Raw genomic sequence first — 17,395 nt, forward strand, 5'->3', positions numbered from 1 at the left:
GCTTGAAGGCGCGCCAGCGCGCGAGCTGCATCAGCTCGCGCTGGAAAGTTGCGACGATTGCGGCAGCGTCACGATCGGCGGCTTCGCGTTGAGCCCTTCAACCTGAAAACCGGCGACGCGCTTGTAGTTGGCGGCGATGTCTTCGAGTTCCTGCTGCGACAGCACGTCGGTGACGACGTTGAAGCCCTCAGGCGCGCGCTCCTCGACGATCTGCATGACCTGTTCCGGTCCGTTGCGGCGGTTCAGCATCACAAGGTCAGTGGTCGCGGGACGTCGTTCGGCCTCATAGGCTTCGAGCGCGGCCGGCACTTCGCCAAGCGCAAGAATCTCCCGCGTCAGTACGCGCGCATCGAGGATGGCCTGCGACGCTCCGTTGGAGCCGATCGGATACATCGGATGCGCAGCATCGCCCATCAGCGTCACGCGGCCGAAGGTCCAGCGGTCGACTGGATCGCGATCGACCAGCGGATATTCATAGGCGTGCGGGCAGTTGCTGATCAGGCCTGGCACGTCGAGCCAGTCGAATCTCCAGTCCTTGAACCAGGGCAGGAATTCGTCGAGTCTGGCCGCACGGTTGTAGTCCTCGCGGCGCCATTCATAGGTCGGCGGCATGTGCCGTTCGGCCACCCAGTTGATGTCGTATTTGCCGTCGGCGTCCGGCTCCTGCGAGATCGGGTAGCAGACGAATTTCAGGATTTCGTGGCCAGCCATGATCATGGTGCGGCCAGTCAAAAACGCATCGCCCTTGGTGATGCCGCGCCACAGAATGCGGCCGTTCCAGAGCGGCGCGCCTTCCTGCGGATAGAGCTTCTGGCGGATTGCTGAATGGATGCCGTCGGCGGCGATCAACAGCGTGCCGTCATAGCTGCCGGCGGATTTGCCGGTGACCTTGTCGATGAAGTCGGCGCGGATGCCGTCCGGCGTTTCCGTCCAGCCGGTCAGGTGATGACTGGTGAGGATGTTCTCGGCGCCAAGGCGTTCGATGGCGGTGTCGAGCAGGATCTGCTGTAGCCTGCCACGATGGATCGAGAACTGCGGCCATTTGTAGCCGGCCTCGATGCCGCGCGGTTCGCTCCAGATCGGCTTGCCGTGCTTGGAGAAGAAGGCGAGTTCGCGGGTGCGCACGCCTGACGAGTCGAGCTGGTCGTGCAGGCCGAGCTCGATCAGCTCGCGCACCGCATGCGGCAGCACATTGATGCCGACACCGAGCGGCTTCAGCGCCGGCACGCTTTCAAATACGCGGCACGGCACGCCGATCTGGTGCAGGCTGAGCGCAAGCGTCAGTCCGCCAATTCCGCCGCCTGCAATGAGAACGGTCATTTTTTGTTGCCTCCCCCTCGATTTGATCGAGGTCATGGCACGGGAGAGGCGATGGCGGCAACTGGGACAATCGCGACGGAAAAACGCGTCCGGATCGTCCGCTGGCAGCGAATTCATGGTGGACAGAACCTTAACGCAAAATTCAGCCGCGTTCCCTAATACCGGTAGCACTACTTTTGGGGTGAATCGGTCACCGACAGGTCAATGATGTCCAACCAGATTAAGCCGAGCGGCCGCGAGACTTTCTTTCCGGCGTCGGAGCTCATCGTATCAAAGACGGATCTCAAGGGTCGCATGACCTATGTGAACCGTTTGTTCTGCAAGATGGCCGGCTATACCGAAGCCGAGTTACTCGGCCAGCCGCACAGCCTGATCCGTCATCCCGATATGCCGCGCAGTGTCTTCAAGCTGCTCTGGGACACAGTCGAGGAACGCCGCGAGATTTTCGCCTTTGTGAAAAACATGGCGAGCAATGGCGATCACTACTGGGTCTTCGCCCATGTCACGCCGTCCTACGGCCTTGACGGCAAGATCGCCGGCTATCATTCCAATCGCCGCGTGCCGCCGCCGGATCTCATCAAGAAGACGATCGCGCCTGTATATGCCGACGTGCTGGCAATCGAGAAGCGACACGTGAACGGCAAGGAATCCCTCGCCGCCGGCTACAAGGCCCTTACCGATTTCGTTGCATCCCAGAAGGTCGGCTATGACGAACTTATGTTTTCTCTCAAGAGCGCAGCTTAGCACGCTCGTCGTCATCGCTGGCTCTGCGCTTGCTTTGGTGCTTCAGTTCTTCGGTCTTCCGCTCGCGGCCATGGTCTGTCAGGCCGTTGCGATCGCGGCGGCGATTGTCGCCCTTGTTTTGATGGGCAAGACAGCGCGCCTGATCGAGAAGGCACGTATCGCCTGCGAGCGCATCGCGCAGGGTGACTTCGAGGCCCGTATCCTTGGCATCCCGGTGCGCGGCGTGACCGGCGAGTTGCTGCATAGCGTCAATGACATGATCGATGGCTGGGACGCCTTCGTGCGTGAATCCACCGCGGCGATGGCGGCGCTCAACGACAACAAATATTACCGGCGCATTCTGCCGGGCGGATTGCATGGCGGCCTGCTGCACGGCGCGAAAGCGATGAATGCGGCGACCGACAATATCGCCGACCGTATCAGGAATTTCGAGCGCCAGACCAGCCAGCTCGAATCCACGGTGGGCGGCATCGTGTCCGCACTCGACAGCGGTGCGGTCGAGATGAGCAGCACCGCAGGCAATCTGCGGACCGGTGCATCCTCGACATTGACCCGTGTCACCTCGGTAGCGGCGGCATCCGAACAGGCGTCCGCCAACATGCAGTCAGTGGCTTCGGCCACCGCGCGGCTGTCGTCCAGCGCCAGCGAAGTCGGTGCCGACGTCAATCGCTCGGCCGCCATCGCCGGCCGCGCCGTCGAACGCGTCGCCGATGCAGCCAGCAATGTCGACGTGCTTCGCGCTGTCGCCGTGCGCATCAGTGAAGTCGTGACCTCGATCAACGTGATCGCCAGCCAGACCAATCTGCTGGCGCTGAACGCGACGATCGAGGCGGCCCGCGCAGGCGATGCCGGCCGCGGCTTTGCCGTGGTGGCGCATGAAGTGAAGGCGCTGGCGACCCAGACCGCCAACTTTACCGCCGAGATCGAGAAGGAAATCGGCCAGGTTCAGTCGGCGACCGACAAGGTCTCCTCGTCGATCACCGAGATCGGCACCGTGATCGCGGAAGTGAACGAGATCACCGGCAAGGTCGCGAGCGCCTCCGAAGCGCAGTCGGCGGCAACGGCCGATATCGCGCGCAACATCGACGAGGCCTTCGCTGTCGTGCGTGAGATCTCGACCAACATCCAGTCGCTGGCAACGACGGCCAAGGACACCGAACAACTCGCCACATCGACCATGGTGGCATCGGGCGATCTGTCGTCGCAGTCGGGATTGCTGACCAAGGAAATCCGCGGCTATCTCGGCGAGGCCCGGCAAAATCTGGTACGCCAGGCTGCCGCGCGCTGATCGCGTCCGCTCATTTCGAATGATCTGGAATTGGCGCCGTTGCGGCGCCAATTTCGTTTGTGGTGAAAGGCGCGCCTGTTAGGCGCTGATATCCGTGAAGAAGCCGCTGGCGCTGCCGCCATTCTCGGTCTTCTTGTTCACGGCTTCCTTGATCTTGTCGGCAATCTTCTGCTCGACCTCCCGGCGTTGCTCCGGCGACATGTTGTTCAATTCTTCTTCCGTTACGCCGATGCTCGACAGCAGCGCGTCGCGCATTTTTTCTGCTGGCGTCTTTTTCGCGTAGTCGAGGAATTTCTCTTCCGGCGATTTTGCTATCGCTGTTGCATTGCCGAGGCCGCTCTCGGCCTTGTCGGATGGCTGCAGTCTGGTCGGAAGCTTGAAGGACTGCATGCTGGAGATAATGGAGTTCGACATCTGAATTTCTCTTGCTGTGAGATGTTCGCGACCCACTACGCAAAAATCAGGCCATCAGAAATATTCAGAAATCATAAGCGGTTAGGTATTTGTAGTTGCTATCAGGCGTTGCCTGCCGGCAAGCTTTGCCGGCAAAATTGACCGAGGCGCGCTGCGTCAGGCCGTGCGGCGCTTTGGCGGGTCGAGTTCGCGGCCGGTCTCCAGCATGATCTTGCGGAGCCAGATCGATCCGGAATCGAATTGCGCGCGTGTCGGCGTGAACATGAATTGTTCGTCGATGCCGGGATCGAGCGGTGGGGCAATGATTGTGAGCGATAGCGGCTGAGCCAATGCGGCGATCAGGCGTCGCGGCACAAAGGCCACGAGATCGGTGCGCGCCGCAACATGCAGCGCCTCGATATAGCTCGGGACGACGAGGGCAATCTGCCGCTCCAGTTTCTTGCTGAGCAGCCAGTCGTCGATGAGGTCTTCGCTTTGGCCTCGGAGCACCACGGCGATATGACGGGCTTTGAGAAACCCCTCGGTCGTTTTCAGGCGCGGTGCCGCCGGATGGCCCCTGCGGACGGCGAGGGCATCGGAATCGACATAGAGCAACTGACGATGGAAGCCGTTGAAGGCGTTGCCGATGCTGATCACCATGTCGAGGCTGCGGGCGAATTCCGCCGTCATGATCGCCGGGCCGCGCCATGGCACGACGTTGATCTGGACGCCCGGCGCGACGCTGTCGAGCTTCTTCATCAATGGCGGCATCAGCAGTTCGACGGCCAGATCCGGCATCATCAGCCGAAAGTGCCGGTCGCTTTGGCGGGCGTCGAAGACATCCGGGATGAACAGTCCGCGGACTTGCTCCAGTGTCTGGGCAAGTGGACCGCGCAGGGCCTGTGCGCGCGGCGTCAGCTCCATGCGGGCGCCGACACGGACCAGCAGAGGATCGCCGAGAACGTCGCGCAGCCGGCGCAATGCGTGACTCGCAGCCGGTTGCGACAGGCCGATCCGCATCGCGGCGCGGCCGACATTGCTCTCGCGCAGCAATGCATCGAGCGCGACCAGCAGATTGAGATCGAGCGCGGCCAAATTCATGGACCGAATATATATCATACGGACTATCGATTGGAAGAATGGGGATTGTCCAACCCATACTGTGTCATCGTTCAAGCGATGGAGCAGAACAATGAGCACGGCAGACAACAAGAAGCTTATTCAGCAGGTCTATAGCGATTCAGCCAACCGCAGCGGCACGACCTTCGCCGATCATCTCGCCGATGATGCATGCTGGATCGTGGTCGGTCAGTATTCCTGGGGACGCACCTTCAAGGGGAAGGATGCGATCCTCAACGGCCTCATGGGGCATTTCAGGTCGCTATTTGACATCCGGCCGCGCACGGTCGCGTCCAATTTCATTGCGGAAGGCAATCTGGTGGTGGTCGAGGCCAAGGGCGACAATGTCACCAAGACCGGCGATCGTTACGACAACGATTATTGCATGGTGTGGCGTGTCGAGAACGGCAAGATCACCATGATCAAGGAATATTGCGACACTGCGCTTGTGGAGCGGGTGTTGGGTCCTTTCCCGGAGGAGATGGCGCGCGTTCCTGCCTGACACAAAGATGCCGGGCGCAGTGCTGCGCCCGGCATTCGTTCGATGGCTCGTGATCAGGCTGCGCTGGTGGCGAGATGTTTGAACATGGCGGCGCGGGCTTCGTCGTCCATCTCGGCCTTGAACTTGAATGTGTCCTTCAGGGCGACAGCCTTCGCTGCGGCCGGGCGTGCCGAGATCTCGTCATGCAGGCGCTTTACGTTGGGGAATTGGGCAAAGCCCTCGTCGCCGAGAATGAAGTTGGTCATCCGCACCCAGCCCCAGACATCCATGTCGACGATCGTGTAGCTGTCGCCGACCATATATTGCCGTCCGGCCAGGCGTTCATTGAGCACGCCGAGATGGCGTTTTGCCTCGAACTGATAGCGGTTATGCGCGTAGTCGATCTTCTCCGGCGCGAAATGCTTGAAGTGCACGGCCTGGCCGAAAAACGGACCGACGCCGGTGGCGACGAACATCAGCCAGGACAGCATCTCGCCGCGATTGGCCGGGGTGTTGGAGGGCAGGAATTTGCCGGTCTTCTCGGCGAGGTAGAGCAGGATGGCGTTGCTGTCGAACACCTTGACGCCATCGTCGTCGATTGCAGGCACCTTGCCGTTCGGATTGATCTTCAGGAAGTCCTGGTTGAATTGCGCACCGGTGCGGGTGTCGATGGCGATCGGCTCATAGGCCAGGCCGGCTTCTTCCAGAAACAGCGCGACCTTGGTCGGGTTCGGCGACCCATTGAAGTAAAACTTCAGCATCTCAAATCTCCCTGGATTTTGTACGTCAAAGCACGAGGCGGGGCCGCTGATGCGGACCGTCGTCTCGTGCTTGGAATTCAGGGGGAGTGCAAGCGATGTTTTGACGAAGGCCGGGCGCATGCGTCCGGCCGGTGGCATGGGCGGGGACTTTAGACCGCGCCCATCTCGCTGCGGATTTCAGCGCGGAGTTCGTCGATCAGGCGCAGGCCCTTCTTGGTCTCGACGTGCCAGAACGTCCAGCCGTTGCAGGAGGCGGAGCCTTGGGCCATCGCGCCCATGCGATGGATCGAGCCGACCTTGTCGCCGAACATGATGGCGCCGTCGGCGCGCACCAATGCACCATGACGCTTCTTGAGATCGACCAGCTTGGTGCCGGGCGAGATCATGCCCCGCTCGACCAGTTCGGAGAACGCCACGCGGGGCGCGCTGCGGGCGGTCATGAACGGTGCCAGTGTTGCCTCGGGCAGCGGCTCGATCGCGGCGATGCGTGCTTCGGCAGCGGCGGCATAGTCGCGGTCGCGTTCGAAGCCGATGTAATTGCGGCCGAGGCGCTTGGCGACGGCGCCTGTGGTGCCGGTGCCGTTAAACGGATCGATCACGAGATCGCCGGGTTTCGACGATGACAGCAGCACGCGGGCCAGCAGGCCTTCAGGCTTCTGGGTCGGGTGAACCTTCTTGCCGTCCGAGCCCTTTAGGCGTTCGTCGCCGGTGCAAAGCGGAATCAGCCAGTCGGAACGTGCCTGCACGTCCTCATTCGCGGCCTTGAGGGCTTCGTAATTGAACGTATAGCCCTTGGCGTTCTCATCGCGCGCGGCCCATATCATGGTCTCATGCGCATTGGTGAAACGACGGCCGCGGAAATTCGGCATCGGGTTGGACTTGCGCCACACGATATCGTTGAGGACCCAGAAGCCGAGGTCCTGCATGATTGCGCCGACGCGGAAAATATTGTGATAGGAGCCGATCACCCACAGGGTCGCCGACGGCTTCATGATACGGCGTGCGGCCAGGAGCCACGCGCGCGTGAAGTCGTCATATGCGGCGAATGACGAGAACTTGTCCCAGTCATTATTCACCGCATCGACATGGGATTCATCGGGGCGCTTGAGATCGCCCTTCAGCTGCAGATTGTACGGCGGATCTGCGAACACCAGATCGACCGACCCTGCCGGGAGTTTTGACATCTCTGCGACGCAATCACCAATGACGATGCTGCTGCTCGGAGAGGTTTCGAAGTGAGAGCGGGGCGCCCTTGCAGACGCCCCGCGACGCGAAACAACCATGACTCAATTACTCTGACTCAGGCGACGCTGTCGGCGACGCGGGACTAAACAACCGACAGGCAGACATTGACCGGGCAAAGTAAAAATCGACTTAATTGGTAACGAGTTCGAACTAGGCAAGTTTTGCCGGGCAGGTTAATGCTTAATGGAATGGAAATTTTACGCTGCAATTGCGTTATGGTGTTCGGATCGCGTCAAACCGGTCTAAAATGCTGCGACTTGAAATGAAGGAATTACCTCATGCGTTACGATGACTTCCGTCGCAGCGACAATATCGACGACCGTCGTGACGATAGCGGCGGCGGATATGGTGGCGGGGGCGGTGGTTTCGGTATTCCCGGCGGCGGCGGTGGCCTCGGCATCGGCACGGTGATTGTGCTTGGCCTCGTTGGCTGGGCGTTCGGCATCGATCCGCGCATTCTTATCGGCGGTGCAGAAATTCTCACCGGCGGCCAGCAGGCGCCGACCTATCAGACAGACCGTCGCTCGACGCCGACGAAATCAGGCGCACCCACTGACGAGATGGGCAGCATGATCTCTGGCGTGCTCGGCGAGATCGACGATCGCTGGGACGAAATCTTCAAGGAGAGCGGGCAAAAATATACCGGGCCGCAGATCGTGCTGTTTCGTAATGCCACCAATGGCGGACGCTGCGGTAATGCGCAGTCGGCGATGGGGCCGTTCTACTGTCCGCCCGACAAGAAGATCTATCTCGACACCGGCTTCTTCCGTCAGGTCGAAACCAAATTCCGTGGTTGCTCGGGCAATGCCTGCAAATTTACCGCGGCCTATATCATTGCGCATGAAGCCGGCCATCACATTCAGAACCTGCTCGGGATCATTCCGCGCGTGACACGCCTGCAGCAGCAGGCCGGCAGCAAGGCTGAGGCCAATCTGCTGCAGGTCCGCGTCGAGTTGCAGGCCGATTGTCTGTCGGGCGTCTGGGTCAATCGCGAATCGAAGAAGCGCCCCGGTTTCCTCGAAGCCGGTGACATCGATGCCGCGCTGCAGACCGCGTCCGCCATCGGCGACGATACGTTGCAACGTCAGGCACAGGGTCGCGTCGTGCCGGATTCCTTCACGCACGGTTCTGCCGAACAGCGCAAGCGCTGGTTCATGACCGGCTATCAGCAGGGCACCGTGCAGGCCTGCAATACATTCGCGACGGATCGACTGTAACGACGATGGAGCCCGACACGACCAAAGCCTTCGTACCGCTCAACATTGCGGTACTGACGATTTCCGACACGCGGTCGCTCGATGACGACAAGTCCGGCGCGACGCTGGCCGATCGGCTGACATCGGCCGGTCACGTGTTGGCGAAGCGCGAGATCGTCACGGACGATGTCGAAGCGATCCGCAAGATCGTGCGCGCATGGATTGCCGATCCCGGCGTGGACGCGATCATTACGACCGGCGGCACGGGGTTCACCGGCCGCGATGTCACGCCGGAAGCCATCGAGCCGCTGTTCGAGAAGCGGATGGATGGTTTCTCGATTGCGTTTCACATGCTGAGCCACGCCAAGATCGGTACCTCGACGATCCAGAGCCGCGCGACTGCTGGCACCGCCGGCGCGACATTTATCTTCTGCCTGCCGGGTTCGCCCGGCGCCTGCCGCGATGGCTGGGACGGCATCCTTGCCGCGCAACTGGATTACCGCACGCGGCCCTGCAATTTCGTGGAGATCATGCCGCGGCTGGATGAGCATTTGCGACGCCCGAAGGCGAAGGGCGCGTCGGTCTAGAGCACGAGTTCCCAGGTCTCGCCGATCAAATCCTGCCCGAAACTGCGATGCGGCTCGGTGGCGACCAGCGCGAAACCTGCATCCTGATAGACTTTTCGCGCAGCGCCGAGATTGCTCTGGGTCCACAGCGTGATCCTGCGATAACCGCATTGCCGCGCAAAGGCGATGGATTCCGTCACCATGCGCTGGCCGAGCTTTTGTCCGCGCGCCTTGGGATCGATCAGCAAGAGCCGAAATTTGGCGACGTCGTCGGATGCCTTCACGAGAAACAGCGAGCCGACGGGCGCGCCATCCATCTCGGCGATCCAGCAGCGTTCGCGCGTGGCATCGCATGATGCGACGAATTCTGCAGCGATGTCGGCTACCAGCGCCTTAAAGGATGCATCGAATCCGTATTCGGCCGCATAGAGCTCGCCGTGACTGCGGATGACCCAGTCGATATCGCCAGGCTGGAGATCGCGTAGCACTGCAAGCTGAACGGCATCGGGGGCTTGGGCGGCCATGATCAGGCAACGATGATCCGGCTGCGCAGCAATGTGCGTGATGACCGCCCGAGCTGGCGCAGCAACCGCGCCTCGGAGCGCCGGGCATCGGGTGCGTAGCCCCCGAGACGGTCGTAGTGTTCGCGTGCGATCAGCAGGCCCTGATCGGCCTTGGGGCCTGTGATCATCCGGACCAGGTGCTTCAGGCCATCGCGAAAATTGGTCTCGTCATAGGGCGAGCGCGCATAGCGGAAAATGCCCGCGCGGGGGCGGTTGCTGGTCGAGACGCGCTGGATGAATTGCTGGGTCTCCTCGATCCAGCCGGCATCGAGCACGGCGCCGGCATGGAGAAACATTAGCCAGGGCGAGCGCGCCTGCTTGGCGCCGGCGGCCATTGCCGCGGCGCGCGAACCCTGCGAGGTCAGGAAGCCGCAGCCCGCGACATCGGCGACACGTTCGATGACATCGGTGCCAGCGCGATCGACCAGCAGCACTTCGCGGATCACACCGGCAGCAGCGCCCGGCACCAGCGCTGCCAGTGTGGCAACAGCGGGCTGTTCGACGCCTTCGGTGGGGATGATCACGCTCAGCATGGGTGTCGGATAATACCTCTCAACAACGGGGTGGCCGCGTTATCATTTCGTCATAGTCTATGCGGCACCGGCGGCTGCTGCAATTTCGGGGCGGTTCGACTTTCGGCCGCCCCTGCAAGGCGGCGGGAGAATGCACAGTGCCCCGGCCGTGTACCACGCTATTTATGTTCTTGCTTTGTTCCTTGCGTGCGCTATCGTGGCTTCATGAGTCGCCAGATCGCTGCCCTCAAGCACCCGCCGGTCCCGGCGCCCTCCGATAAGCCGGCGGGTGCGCTTTCCCCTTTTCCCGAGATCGCGGTGGCGATCGACCAGCAGCGGCGACGCGGCCGCGGTGCCCAGTCCAACGACAGCGGGCGCTACGAGGCCGAGGCCCGGGTCGCCTTTGATGACGGCTGGCAGAGCCTCGATGAATTGCCGCCGTTCAAGACGACTGTTGCGACGGACACCGCGCGCAAGGTCATCACGCGCAATGAATCGCCGGATATCGGCTTCGACCGTTCGATCAATCCCTATCGCGGCTGCGAGCATGGCTGCGTCTATTGTTTCGCGCGGCCGACCCACGCCTATCTCGGTCTCTCGCCCGGGCTCGATTTCGAATCCAAACTGTTCGTGAAGCCCGATGCGCCGGCGCTGCTTGAGAAGGAGCTGGCCGCCGCCGAGTACGAGCCGAAGATGATCGCGATCGGTACCAATACCGATCCGTATCAGCCGATCGAGCGCGAGCGTCAGGTGATGCGCGGCATTCTCGAAGTGCTGGAGAAGACCGGTCATCCTGTCGGCATCGTCACCAAGTCGGCTTTGGTGACGCGCGACATCGATATCCTGGCGCGGATGGCGAAGCGCAATCTGGTCAAAGTGGCGTTGTCGGTGACGTCACTCGATCCAAAGCTCGCGCGCACCATGGAGCCGCGCGCGTCGACGCCGTCGAAGCGGCTGGAAGCTTTGCGGCAGCTATCCGAGGCTGGCATTCCGACCACGGTGATGGTGGCGCCGGTGATCCCCGCGCTGAACGACAGCGAGATCGAACGGATTCTCGATGCCGCCGCGCATGCCGGCGTCAAGGAAGCTAGCTACGTTTTGCTGCGGCTGCCGATGGAAGTACGCGATCTGTTTCGCGAGTGGCTGATCGCGAATTATCCGGATCGCTATCGGCATGTTTTCACGCTGATCCGCGAAATGCGTGGCGGCCGCGATTACGACTCGCAATGGGGCACGCGCATGAAGGGCACCGGACCGATGGCCTGGATGATCGGTCGCCGCTTCGAGATCGCCTGCACGAAGCTTGGCCTCAACAAACGTCGTTCGAAGCTCACCCTCGATCATTTTGAGAAGCCGGCCGGTGCCGGTCAGCAATTGAATCTGTTCTAACTCCGCAGGTCTCGCAGCGTACGGAGTGGTGGAGAGGGGACGTTGGCAGGAAACCAGAGCCTGCCAGCGTCCCTCTTTTCGATCTATAGAGTGTGTACAGGAGTGACACGCATGACGATGACGAAATCACCGGCGCCGATCGCGCGCATGACGGTAATCACGCTGGGCGTGGCGGATATGCGCAGGAGCATTGCGTTCTACGAAGCGCTGGGCTTTACGCGAAAGGCCCGTGCCTCTGGCGAGGCCATCGCCTTTTTTGACACCGGCGCCAGCGTCCTCGCGCTGTTTCCATGGGATCAACTGGCGCAGGACGCGACATTGCCTGACCATCCAAGGCCGCAGGCGTTTCGCGGCAGCACGCTGGCGTGGAATTGCCGCTCCGAAGGCGAGGTCGATGCGGTCCTCGCTTTCGCTGTCGATTGTGGTGGATCGCTGCTGAAGCCAGCGCGAAAGACCGATTACGGTGGCTATTCCGGCTACTTTGCGGACCCGGACGGGCACGCTTGGGACGTGGTGACGGCACCGGGGATCGAGGTCGGTGACGACCGGCGGGTGCATCTGGACGATTAAAGCGGCAATCTGAATAGCGGGCACGATCCCGAGTTCCCGGTTGCGCGTGTTGGCCTGCTTCAGCAGGATCGCCGGATGATTCGAGATGCGAAAAAGAAGCCCCCCGCCAAGTCGCGCAAGAGCAAGATCGTTGTCGCGCCATGCTTTACGCGCGAATTCGTGCTGCTGGAGAGAGGCATCTGGCCGGTGGCTGGTTGCGACGAGGCCGGGCGTGGTCCGCTGGCAGGACCAGTGGTTGCCGCCGCGGTTGTGTTGGACCCGAGCAACATTCCAAAAGGCCTCGACGATTCCAAGAAGCTGACAGAGAGCAAGCGCGAGGCGCTGTTCGAGGAAATCTGCGCTACGTCGTCCTTTGCCGTCGCCTACGCATCACCCACCCGGATCGACCGCGACAATATCCTGCGGGCCTCGCTCTGGGCGCTGGCGCGTGCGGTCGCGTCGCTGCCGGATGCGCCGAAACAAGTGTTCGTCGATGGCCGCGACAAGATCGACACGACGGCCGATTGCGAGGCGGTCATTGGCGGCGACGCGTTGGTGCTCTCCATCGCAGCAGCCTCGATCATCGCCAAGGTGTCGCGCGACCGGCTGATGTGCCGGCTGGCCGAGGATTGCCCGGGCTACGGCTTCGAGGTGCACAAGGGTTACGGCGTGCCGCAGCATATGGCCGCGCTGAATGAACTGGGGCCCAGCATTCATCATCGCAGCCTGTTCGCGCCGGTTGCTGCGGCGCGTGCGCGTCATCAGGCTGGCGTTCGTGCGGCGGGTCTGATCGAAGTCCACACCGCCATCGATATCGAGATAACCGCCTGAGCGCTCAGGCGGTTGCCTCTCCCGGCTCTGCGCCGTATCACCTGAGCACGCTTCATTCCCTGCTGGCCGGTTCAGACGTTCAATGCGTTTCACCTCCCTGATCGTCGAACTGATCCGCGCCCGGCCACGGCTAGTGTTCTGGATCGTCGTGCTGTGTCAGGCCGCGATCTGGCTCGTCGTCCCCCTGCTGCTGTATCGCGGGCCGCCGGGCGATCTCGCCACCGTGCTGGCCTATGGCCGGGAATATCAGGTCGGCACCCATATGGGTCCGCCGCTGGCGTTCTGGTTGGCCGATATCGCCTTCCGGGCCGCCGGCAATCATGTTTTCGGTGTCTATCTGCTGGCGCAGATCTGCGTCGTCCTCACCTTCCGCGCGGTCTATCAGCTGGGGAGTGCCATCGTCGGCGGCCCGCAGGCAGTCATCGCCGTGCTGCTCACCATGACGGTTACGGCCTTTAGCACGCCTGGCATCGAATTCGGCCCGCTGATCCTGGCGCGTCCGCTCTGGGCGATGTTCCTGCTGCATGCCTGGCTGGCGATCGGGCAGGGCCGTCGCAATGCCTGGTTCGCACTGTCCATCGAGGCCGGCCTGCTGCTGCTGACCACGCCTCATGCGATGTGGCTACTGCCGCTGCCGCTCGTCTTCGGTCTCGCGACCTCGCGTGGCCGCCGTAACCTGACGTCGTTCGACCCGCTTTATGCCTTACTGGTCATCGCGGTGCTGACATTGCCATGGGCCATGTGGGTGATCCGGGCCGGGGCACCGATTGTGCCTGTACCGCCGCAACTGACCGATATCGCAGGCCAGGCGCGGCAGTGGGGCGTGCTGATGGCCTGGCTGCTTGCGTCAATTACCGGCGTGATCGTGCTGACGGTGATGAACTGGGGCCGCATCGTTCCGAAGACCGAGGAAGCTCCGATTATCTTCCGCCCGCCGGTCGATCCGCTGGCACGTGACTATGTATTTTTCTTCGCGCTCGTGCCGGGGCTGCTCGGCAGCCTGTTCGCTGCCCTTTACGGCCTCGATCGCGTGGTCGGCGGTGCCGGCATTGCGCTGGTCATGTCGGGTCTCGCCGTGGTCGTGGCGTCGGGCGACCTGATCACGCTGCGGCGCCAGCGCGTGCTGCGCAAGGTCTGGGCCTTCGCCATCATTGCGCCTGCGCTGGCAGCTTTCGCCAGTCTCGTGATTCTGCCTTGGGTCGATGGTCCTGAGGATGTCACAGCGCTTCCCGCGCGCGAGATCGGGCGCTTCTTCGGCGAGAGCTTCGAGCGCCGGACCAATAAGCCATTGCCGGCGGTGGCCGGCGATGCGCAACTCGCAGCATTGATTGGGATGAGCGCGTCACGGCCGCATCTGCTGAATGATGCAGTGCCTTCCCGTACGCCGTGGATTACGCCAGCAAAGTTCGCCGAGACCGGCGGCGTCGTCGTGTGGCGCGCAGCGGATACAGTCGGTACGCCGCCTGCAGACATTACGCAGCGTTTCCCCAACCTCGTGCCGGAAGTCCCGCGCGCCTTCGAACGTCTGGTGAATGGCCGGCAACCCTTGCTGCGGATCGGCTGGGCGATCGTGCGGCCAAAGGCGCCCTAACTGGTCCTGCCCGACGACGCTTCCAGCGCCTTCGCGATCGCGCGCAGATCCATCCAGGTCATCCGCTTATAAGACGGCGAGCGCAGCAGATAGGCGGGGTGGAACGTCGCCAGCGCTTTGATCTTGCGCGTACCGGTGTCGTAGTCGACCCAGCGTCCCCTGGACTTCATGATGCCGTCGCGGGTCTGCAGCAGCGTCTGTGTCGACGGATTGCCGAGCGTGACGAGGATGTCAGGATTCACCAGCTCGATCTGGCGCTGGATGAACGGCAGGCAGATCTGTGTCTCCTGCGGCGTCGGCGTGCGGTTGCCCGGCGGCCGCCACGGAATCACATTGGCGATATAGACGTCGGTGCGCTTCAGGCCGATGGCGCCCATCATTAGGTCGAGCAATTTGCCGGAGCGGCCAACGAAGGGCAGGCCTTCGATGTCCTCGTCGCGGCCGGGTGCCTCGCCGACGAACATGATCCGCGCCTGCGGATTGCCGTCGGCAAACACCAGTTGGGTCGCGGTCGATTTTAGCGCGCAGCCGTCGAATGTATCCAGCATGCCACGCAGCACCTCAAGTGAGGGCGCGGTGCGTGCGGCGTCGCGGGCGGCCGCAATCGCCACGTCCGGGGCGACCTCGACGCGGGCGGGTGGGCGTGCTGGGGGCGGCGGCATGCCATTCAGCGGTGGTCGCTTCGGCGCGCTGTCGGACAGTTCCCGGGCAGGCGGCGGGAGGTCGTCGGACAGCCGGTTCACCGGCTCATCCATCAATGCGCAATCGACCCCGGCCTCCAGATAAAAGGCGAGCAGTTGCGCAACGCTGGGGTGGGGTTCAGGCGTCATGAGAGGGGGTCACAGGCATGCCGCCAATCTAGGCCGGATCGCCGCCCAGCGAAACGCCCCCTGTGCATTTAGGTGGTTGTTCTTCCGTCAAAAATCGGAAACAACAGCCCTTAGAAGCGTTCTGAACGGGTTGGAAACGGGTCTGAGACGAGATTATGAGCACTGAAGAACTTCCGCCGCGCGAGTCCATGGAATTCGACGTCGTCATCGTCGGTGCCGGGCCCTCCGGTCTGTCGGCCGCGATCCGGCTGAAACAGCTCAATGCGGACCTGTCCATCGTCGTGGTGGAAAAGGGTTCCGAAGTCGGTGCGCACATCCTGTCCGGCGCGGTGATCGATCCCGTCAATCTCGACAAGCTGATCCCGGACTGGCGCGACGATGCGGACTGCCCGCTCAAGACCCAGGTCAAGGACGACCAGTTCTATTTCATGACCAAGACCGGCGGCTTCAAGCTGCCGAACTTCCTGATGCCGCCGTTGATGAACAATCATCACTGCTACATCACCTCGCTCGGTATGGTGTGCCGCTGGTTGGGCGCGAAGGCAGAAGCTCTCGGCGTCGAAATCTATCCCGGCTTCGCGGCTGCCGAGACGCTGTATGACGACAATGGCGCGGTGCGCGGCATCGCTACTGGCGACATGGGCATCGGCCGCGACGGCAAGCCGAAGGACTCCTTCACCCGCGGCATGGAGTTGCTGGGCAAATATACGCTGTTCGCCGAAGGCGCGCGTGGCTCGCTAACCAAGCAGATCATCGCCAAATTCGCCCTCGACAAGGATTGCGAGCCCGGCAAGTTCGGCATCGGCATCAAGGAAGTCTGGCAGATCGATCCGGCCAAGCACCAGAAGGGCACGGTGAAGCACTCGTTCGGCTGGCCGCTCGACAATGACGTGGGCGGCGGCACGTTCCTGTACCACTACGACGATAACCTTGTGGCCGTCGGCTTCGTGCTGCATCTGAACTACGAAAACCCTTATCTCTATCCGTTCGAGGAATTCCAGCGCTTCAAGACCCATCCGCTGATCCGCGACACGTTCGAAGGCGGCAAGCGCCTAGCCTACGGTTCCCGTGCGATCACCGAGGGCGGCTATCAGTCGGTGCCGAAGCTGGTCTTCCCGGGCGGGGCGCTGATCGGCTGCGCCGCAGGCTTCGTCAACGTGCCGCGCATCAAGGGTGTTCACAACGCCATGGCGTCAGGCATGCAGGCTGCCGAGCACGTCTCCGCTGCGCTAGCTGCAGGTCGCGCCAATGACGAGTTGATGGAATACGAGGCCGGCTGGCGGTCGTCCTCGATCGGGAAGGATCTCTATCCGGTCCGCAATGCCAAGCCGCTGTGGTCCAAGTTCGGGACCCTCCTCGGCAACGCGCTCGGTGGCTTCGACATGTGGTGCAACACGTTCGGCTTCTCGCTGTTCGGCACCCAGAAGCATGAGAAGCCGGATCGCAAGGCGCTCAAGCCCGCCAAGCAGTATCAGCCGATCGTCTATCCGAAGCCGGACGGCAAGATCACCTTCGATCGCCTGTCCTCGGTGTTCCTGTCGAACACCAATCACGAGGAAGACCAGCCGATCCATCTCAAGGTTGCCGACATGGCGCTGCAGAAGTCGTCGGAGCACGACGTCTTTGCCGGCCCGTCGAATCGCTATTGCCCGGCAGGCGTCTATGAGTGGGTTGAAGAGTCGAGCGGTGCGCGATTCCAGATCAATGCGCAGAATTGCGTCCATTGTAAAACCTGCGACGTGAAGGACCCCAACGGGAACATCACCTGGGTTCCGCCGGAAGGTGGCGGCGGCCCGAACTACGAGGCGATGTAACCGGCTCGCTGATTACGATTGTGTGAGCGGCGGCGCCTGTTCGCGGGCCGCTACACCGGCCGGATGTCACGATAACGCCACAGTGCGAGCGTTTTCAGGGGCAGTGGCGCAATCCGGCGGCCCAATTGCTGACAGGCTTCAAGGTGCCATTGGTGCGATCGCGCCCCCGATCCTTGCGATTGACCGCCAAACGCGGCATTGTT

The 17,395-nt window shown here is 62.2% G+C and carries 17 protein-coding genes and 1 pseudogene; 10 read left to right on the forward strand and 8 right to left on the reverse strand.

Features of this window, described 5'->3' with window-relative positions; genetic code table 11:
- Positions 1 to 30: 30 nt before the first annotated feature.
- A complete protein-coding gene (locus AB8B20_RS25160; RefSeq protein WP_439073214.1) occupies positions 31 to 1,320 on the reverse strand; it encodes a flavin-dependent oxidoreductase in 1,290 nt (429 codons plus the stop codon).
- Positions 1,321 to 1,527: 207 nt separating this feature from the next.
- Between AB8B20_RS25160 and AB8B20_RS25165 the strand changes: the two genes are divergently transcribed.
- Together AB8B20_RS25165 and AB8B20_RS25170 are read left to right on the forward strand one after the other, a co-directional pair.
- Positions 1,528 to 2,064, forward strand: a complete 537-nt coding sequence (locus tag AB8B20_RS25165; protein WP_439073213.1) for a PAS domain-containing protein — start codon at positions 1,528 to 1,530, stop codon at positions 2,062 to 2,064.
- A complete protein-coding gene (locus AB8B20_RS25170) occupies positions 2,027 to 3,352 on the forward strand; it encodes a methyl-accepting chemotaxis protein (RefSeq protein WP_439073212.1) in 1,326 nt (441 codons plus the stop codon). Before AB8B20_RS25165 ends, AB8B20_RS25170 begins: the two co-directional genes overlap by 38 nt.
- Before the next feature lie 78 nt (positions 3,353 to 3,430).
- Here the strand turns inward: AB8B20_RS25170 and AB8B20_RS25175 are convergent, their stop codons facing one another.
- A complete protein-coding gene (locus tag AB8B20_RS25175; RefSeq protein ID WP_089262415.1) occupies positions 3,431 to 3,766 on the reverse strand; it encodes a hypothetical protein in 336 nt (111 codons plus the stop codon).
- Between the two features lie 156 nt (positions 3,767 to 3,922).
- Complete coding sequence (locus AB8B20_RS25180) at positions 3,923 to 4,846, reverse strand: LysR family transcriptional regulator (RefSeq protein WP_439073211.1); 924 nt, start codon at positions 4,844 to 4,846, stop codon at positions 3,923 to 3,925.
- 91 nt (positions 4,847 to 4,937) lie between these two features.
- Here AB8B20_RS25180 and AB8B20_RS25185 point away from each other — a divergent pair, with 91 nt between their 5' ends.
- The gene (locus tag AB8B20_RS25185; RefSeq protein ID WP_089262411.1) at positions 4,938 to 5,366 is read left to right on the forward strand and encodes a nuclear transport factor 2 family protein; all 429 of its coding nucleotides are present in this window, start codon (positions 4,938 to 4,940) and stop codon (positions 5,364 to 5,366) included.
- Positions 5,367 to 5,419: 53 nt separating this feature from the next.
- On the opposite strand, the gene AB8B20_RS25190 is transcribed toward AB8B20_RS25185, so the two are convergent.
- Positions 5,420 to 6,106 (reverse strand): glutathione S-transferase family protein, encoded by a 687-nt coding sequence (locus AB8B20_RS25190; protein WP_439073210.1) that lies wholly within the window; start codon positions 6,104 to 6,106, stop codon positions 5,420 to 5,422.
- 149 nt (positions 6,107 to 6,255) lie between these two features.
- Positions 6,256 to 7,389 carry a site-specific DNA-methyltransferase gene (locus AB8B20_RS25195; RefSeq protein WP_093759553.1) on the reverse strand — a complete coding sequence of 378 codons (1,134 nt, stop codon included), beginning with the start codon at positions 7,387 to 7,389 and terminating at the stop codon, positions 6,256 to 6,258.
- A gap of 240 nt (positions 7,390 to 7,629) precedes the next feature.
- Here AB8B20_RS25195 and ypfJ point away from each other — a divergent pair, with 240 nt between their 5' ends.
- Positions 7,630 to 8,568 carry a KPN_02809 family neutral zinc metallopeptidase gene (gene ypfJ, locus AB8B20_RS25200; RefSeq protein WP_092139544.1) on the forward strand — a complete coding sequence of 313 codons (939 nt, stop codon included), beginning with the start codon at positions 7,630 to 7,632 and terminating at the stop codon, positions 8,566 to 8,568.
- 5 nt (positions 8,569 to 8,573) lie between these two features.
- A complete protein-coding gene (gene moaB, locus AB8B20_RS25205) occupies positions 8,574 to 9,134 on the forward strand; it encodes a molybdenum cofactor biosynthesis protein B (RefSeq protein ID WP_120288413.1) in 561 nt (186 codons plus the stop codon).
- Here moaB and AB8B20_RS25210 read toward each other — a convergent pair.
- A pseudogene (locus AB8B20_RS25210) lies at positions 9,131 to 9,604 on the reverse strand (GNAT family N-acetyltransferase); the annotation flags it as partial. The gene moaB and the pseudogene AB8B20_RS25210 overlap by 4 nt on opposite strands.
- A 35-nt stretch (positions 9,605 to 9,639) precedes the next feature.
- Entirely contained in the window at positions 9,640 to 10,209 is a 570-nt protein-coding gene (locus AB8B20_RS25215; protein WP_089262399.1) for a glycosyltransferase, read from the reverse strand.
- A gap of 204 nt (positions 10,210 to 10,413) precedes the next feature.
- On the opposite strand from AB8B20_RS25215, the gene AB8B20_RS25220 reads away from it, so the two are divergent.
- The 4 genes from AB8B20_RS25220 to AB8B20_RS25235 all read left to right on the forward strand — a co-directional run bounded on the left by AB8B20_RS25220 (position 10,414) and on the right by AB8B20_RS25235 (position 14,548).
- Positions 10,414 to 11,577: a PA0069 family radical SAM protein gene (locus AB8B20_RS25220; protein ID WP_093759550.1), complete on the forward strand. Its 1,164-nt coding sequence runs from the start codon at positions 10,414 to 10,416 to the stop codon at positions 11,575 to 11,577.
- A 117-nt stretch (positions 11,578 to 11,694) separates the two neighbouring features.
- On the forward strand, positions 11,695 to 12,147 hold the full coding sequence (locus AB8B20_RS25225; protein ID WP_439074040.1) for a VOC family protein: 453 nt from the start codon (positions 11,695 to 11,697) through the stop codon (positions 12,145 to 12,147).
- A gap of 75 nt (positions 12,148 to 12,222) precedes the next feature.
- Entirely contained in the window at positions 12,223 to 12,957 is a 735-nt protein-coding gene (locus AB8B20_RS25230; RefSeq protein ID WP_439073209.1) for a ribonuclease HII, read from the forward strand.
- 82 nt (positions 12,958 to 13,039) lie between these two features.
- Positions 13,040 to 14,548 (forward strand): glycosyltransferase family 39 protein, encoded by a 1,509-nt coding sequence (locus AB8B20_RS25235; protein WP_439073208.1) that lies wholly within the window; start codon positions 13,040 to 13,042, stop codon positions 14,546 to 14,548.
- Here AB8B20_RS25235 and AB8B20_RS25240 read toward each other — a convergent pair.
- Positions 14,545 to 15,378, reverse strand: coding sequence for a uracil-DNA glycosylase (locus tag AB8B20_RS25240; RefSeq protein ID WP_231078091.1), 834 nt, complete (start codon positions 15,376 to 15,378; stop codon positions 14,545 to 14,547). The two genes, AB8B20_RS25235 and AB8B20_RS25240, sit on opposite strands and share 4 nt — an antisense overlap.
- A gap of 155 nt (positions 15,379 to 15,533) precedes the next feature.
- Here AB8B20_RS25240 and AB8B20_RS25245 point away from each other — a divergent pair, with 155 nt between their 5' ends.
- Positions 15,534 to 17,192 (forward strand): electron transfer flavoprotein-ubiquinone oxidoreductase, encoded by a 1,659-nt coding sequence (locus AB8B20_RS25245; RefSeq protein WP_439073207.1) that lies wholly within the window; start codon positions 15,534 to 15,536, stop codon positions 17,190 to 17,192.
- Positions 17,193 to 17,395 lie beyond the last annotated feature (203 nt).

Source organism: Tardiphaga sp. 866_E4_N1_4 (genome assembly GCF_052076075.1).
GTDB lineage: Bacteria > Pseudomonadota > Alphaproteobacteria > Rhizobiales > Xanthobacteraceae > Tardiphaga > Tardiphaga robiniae.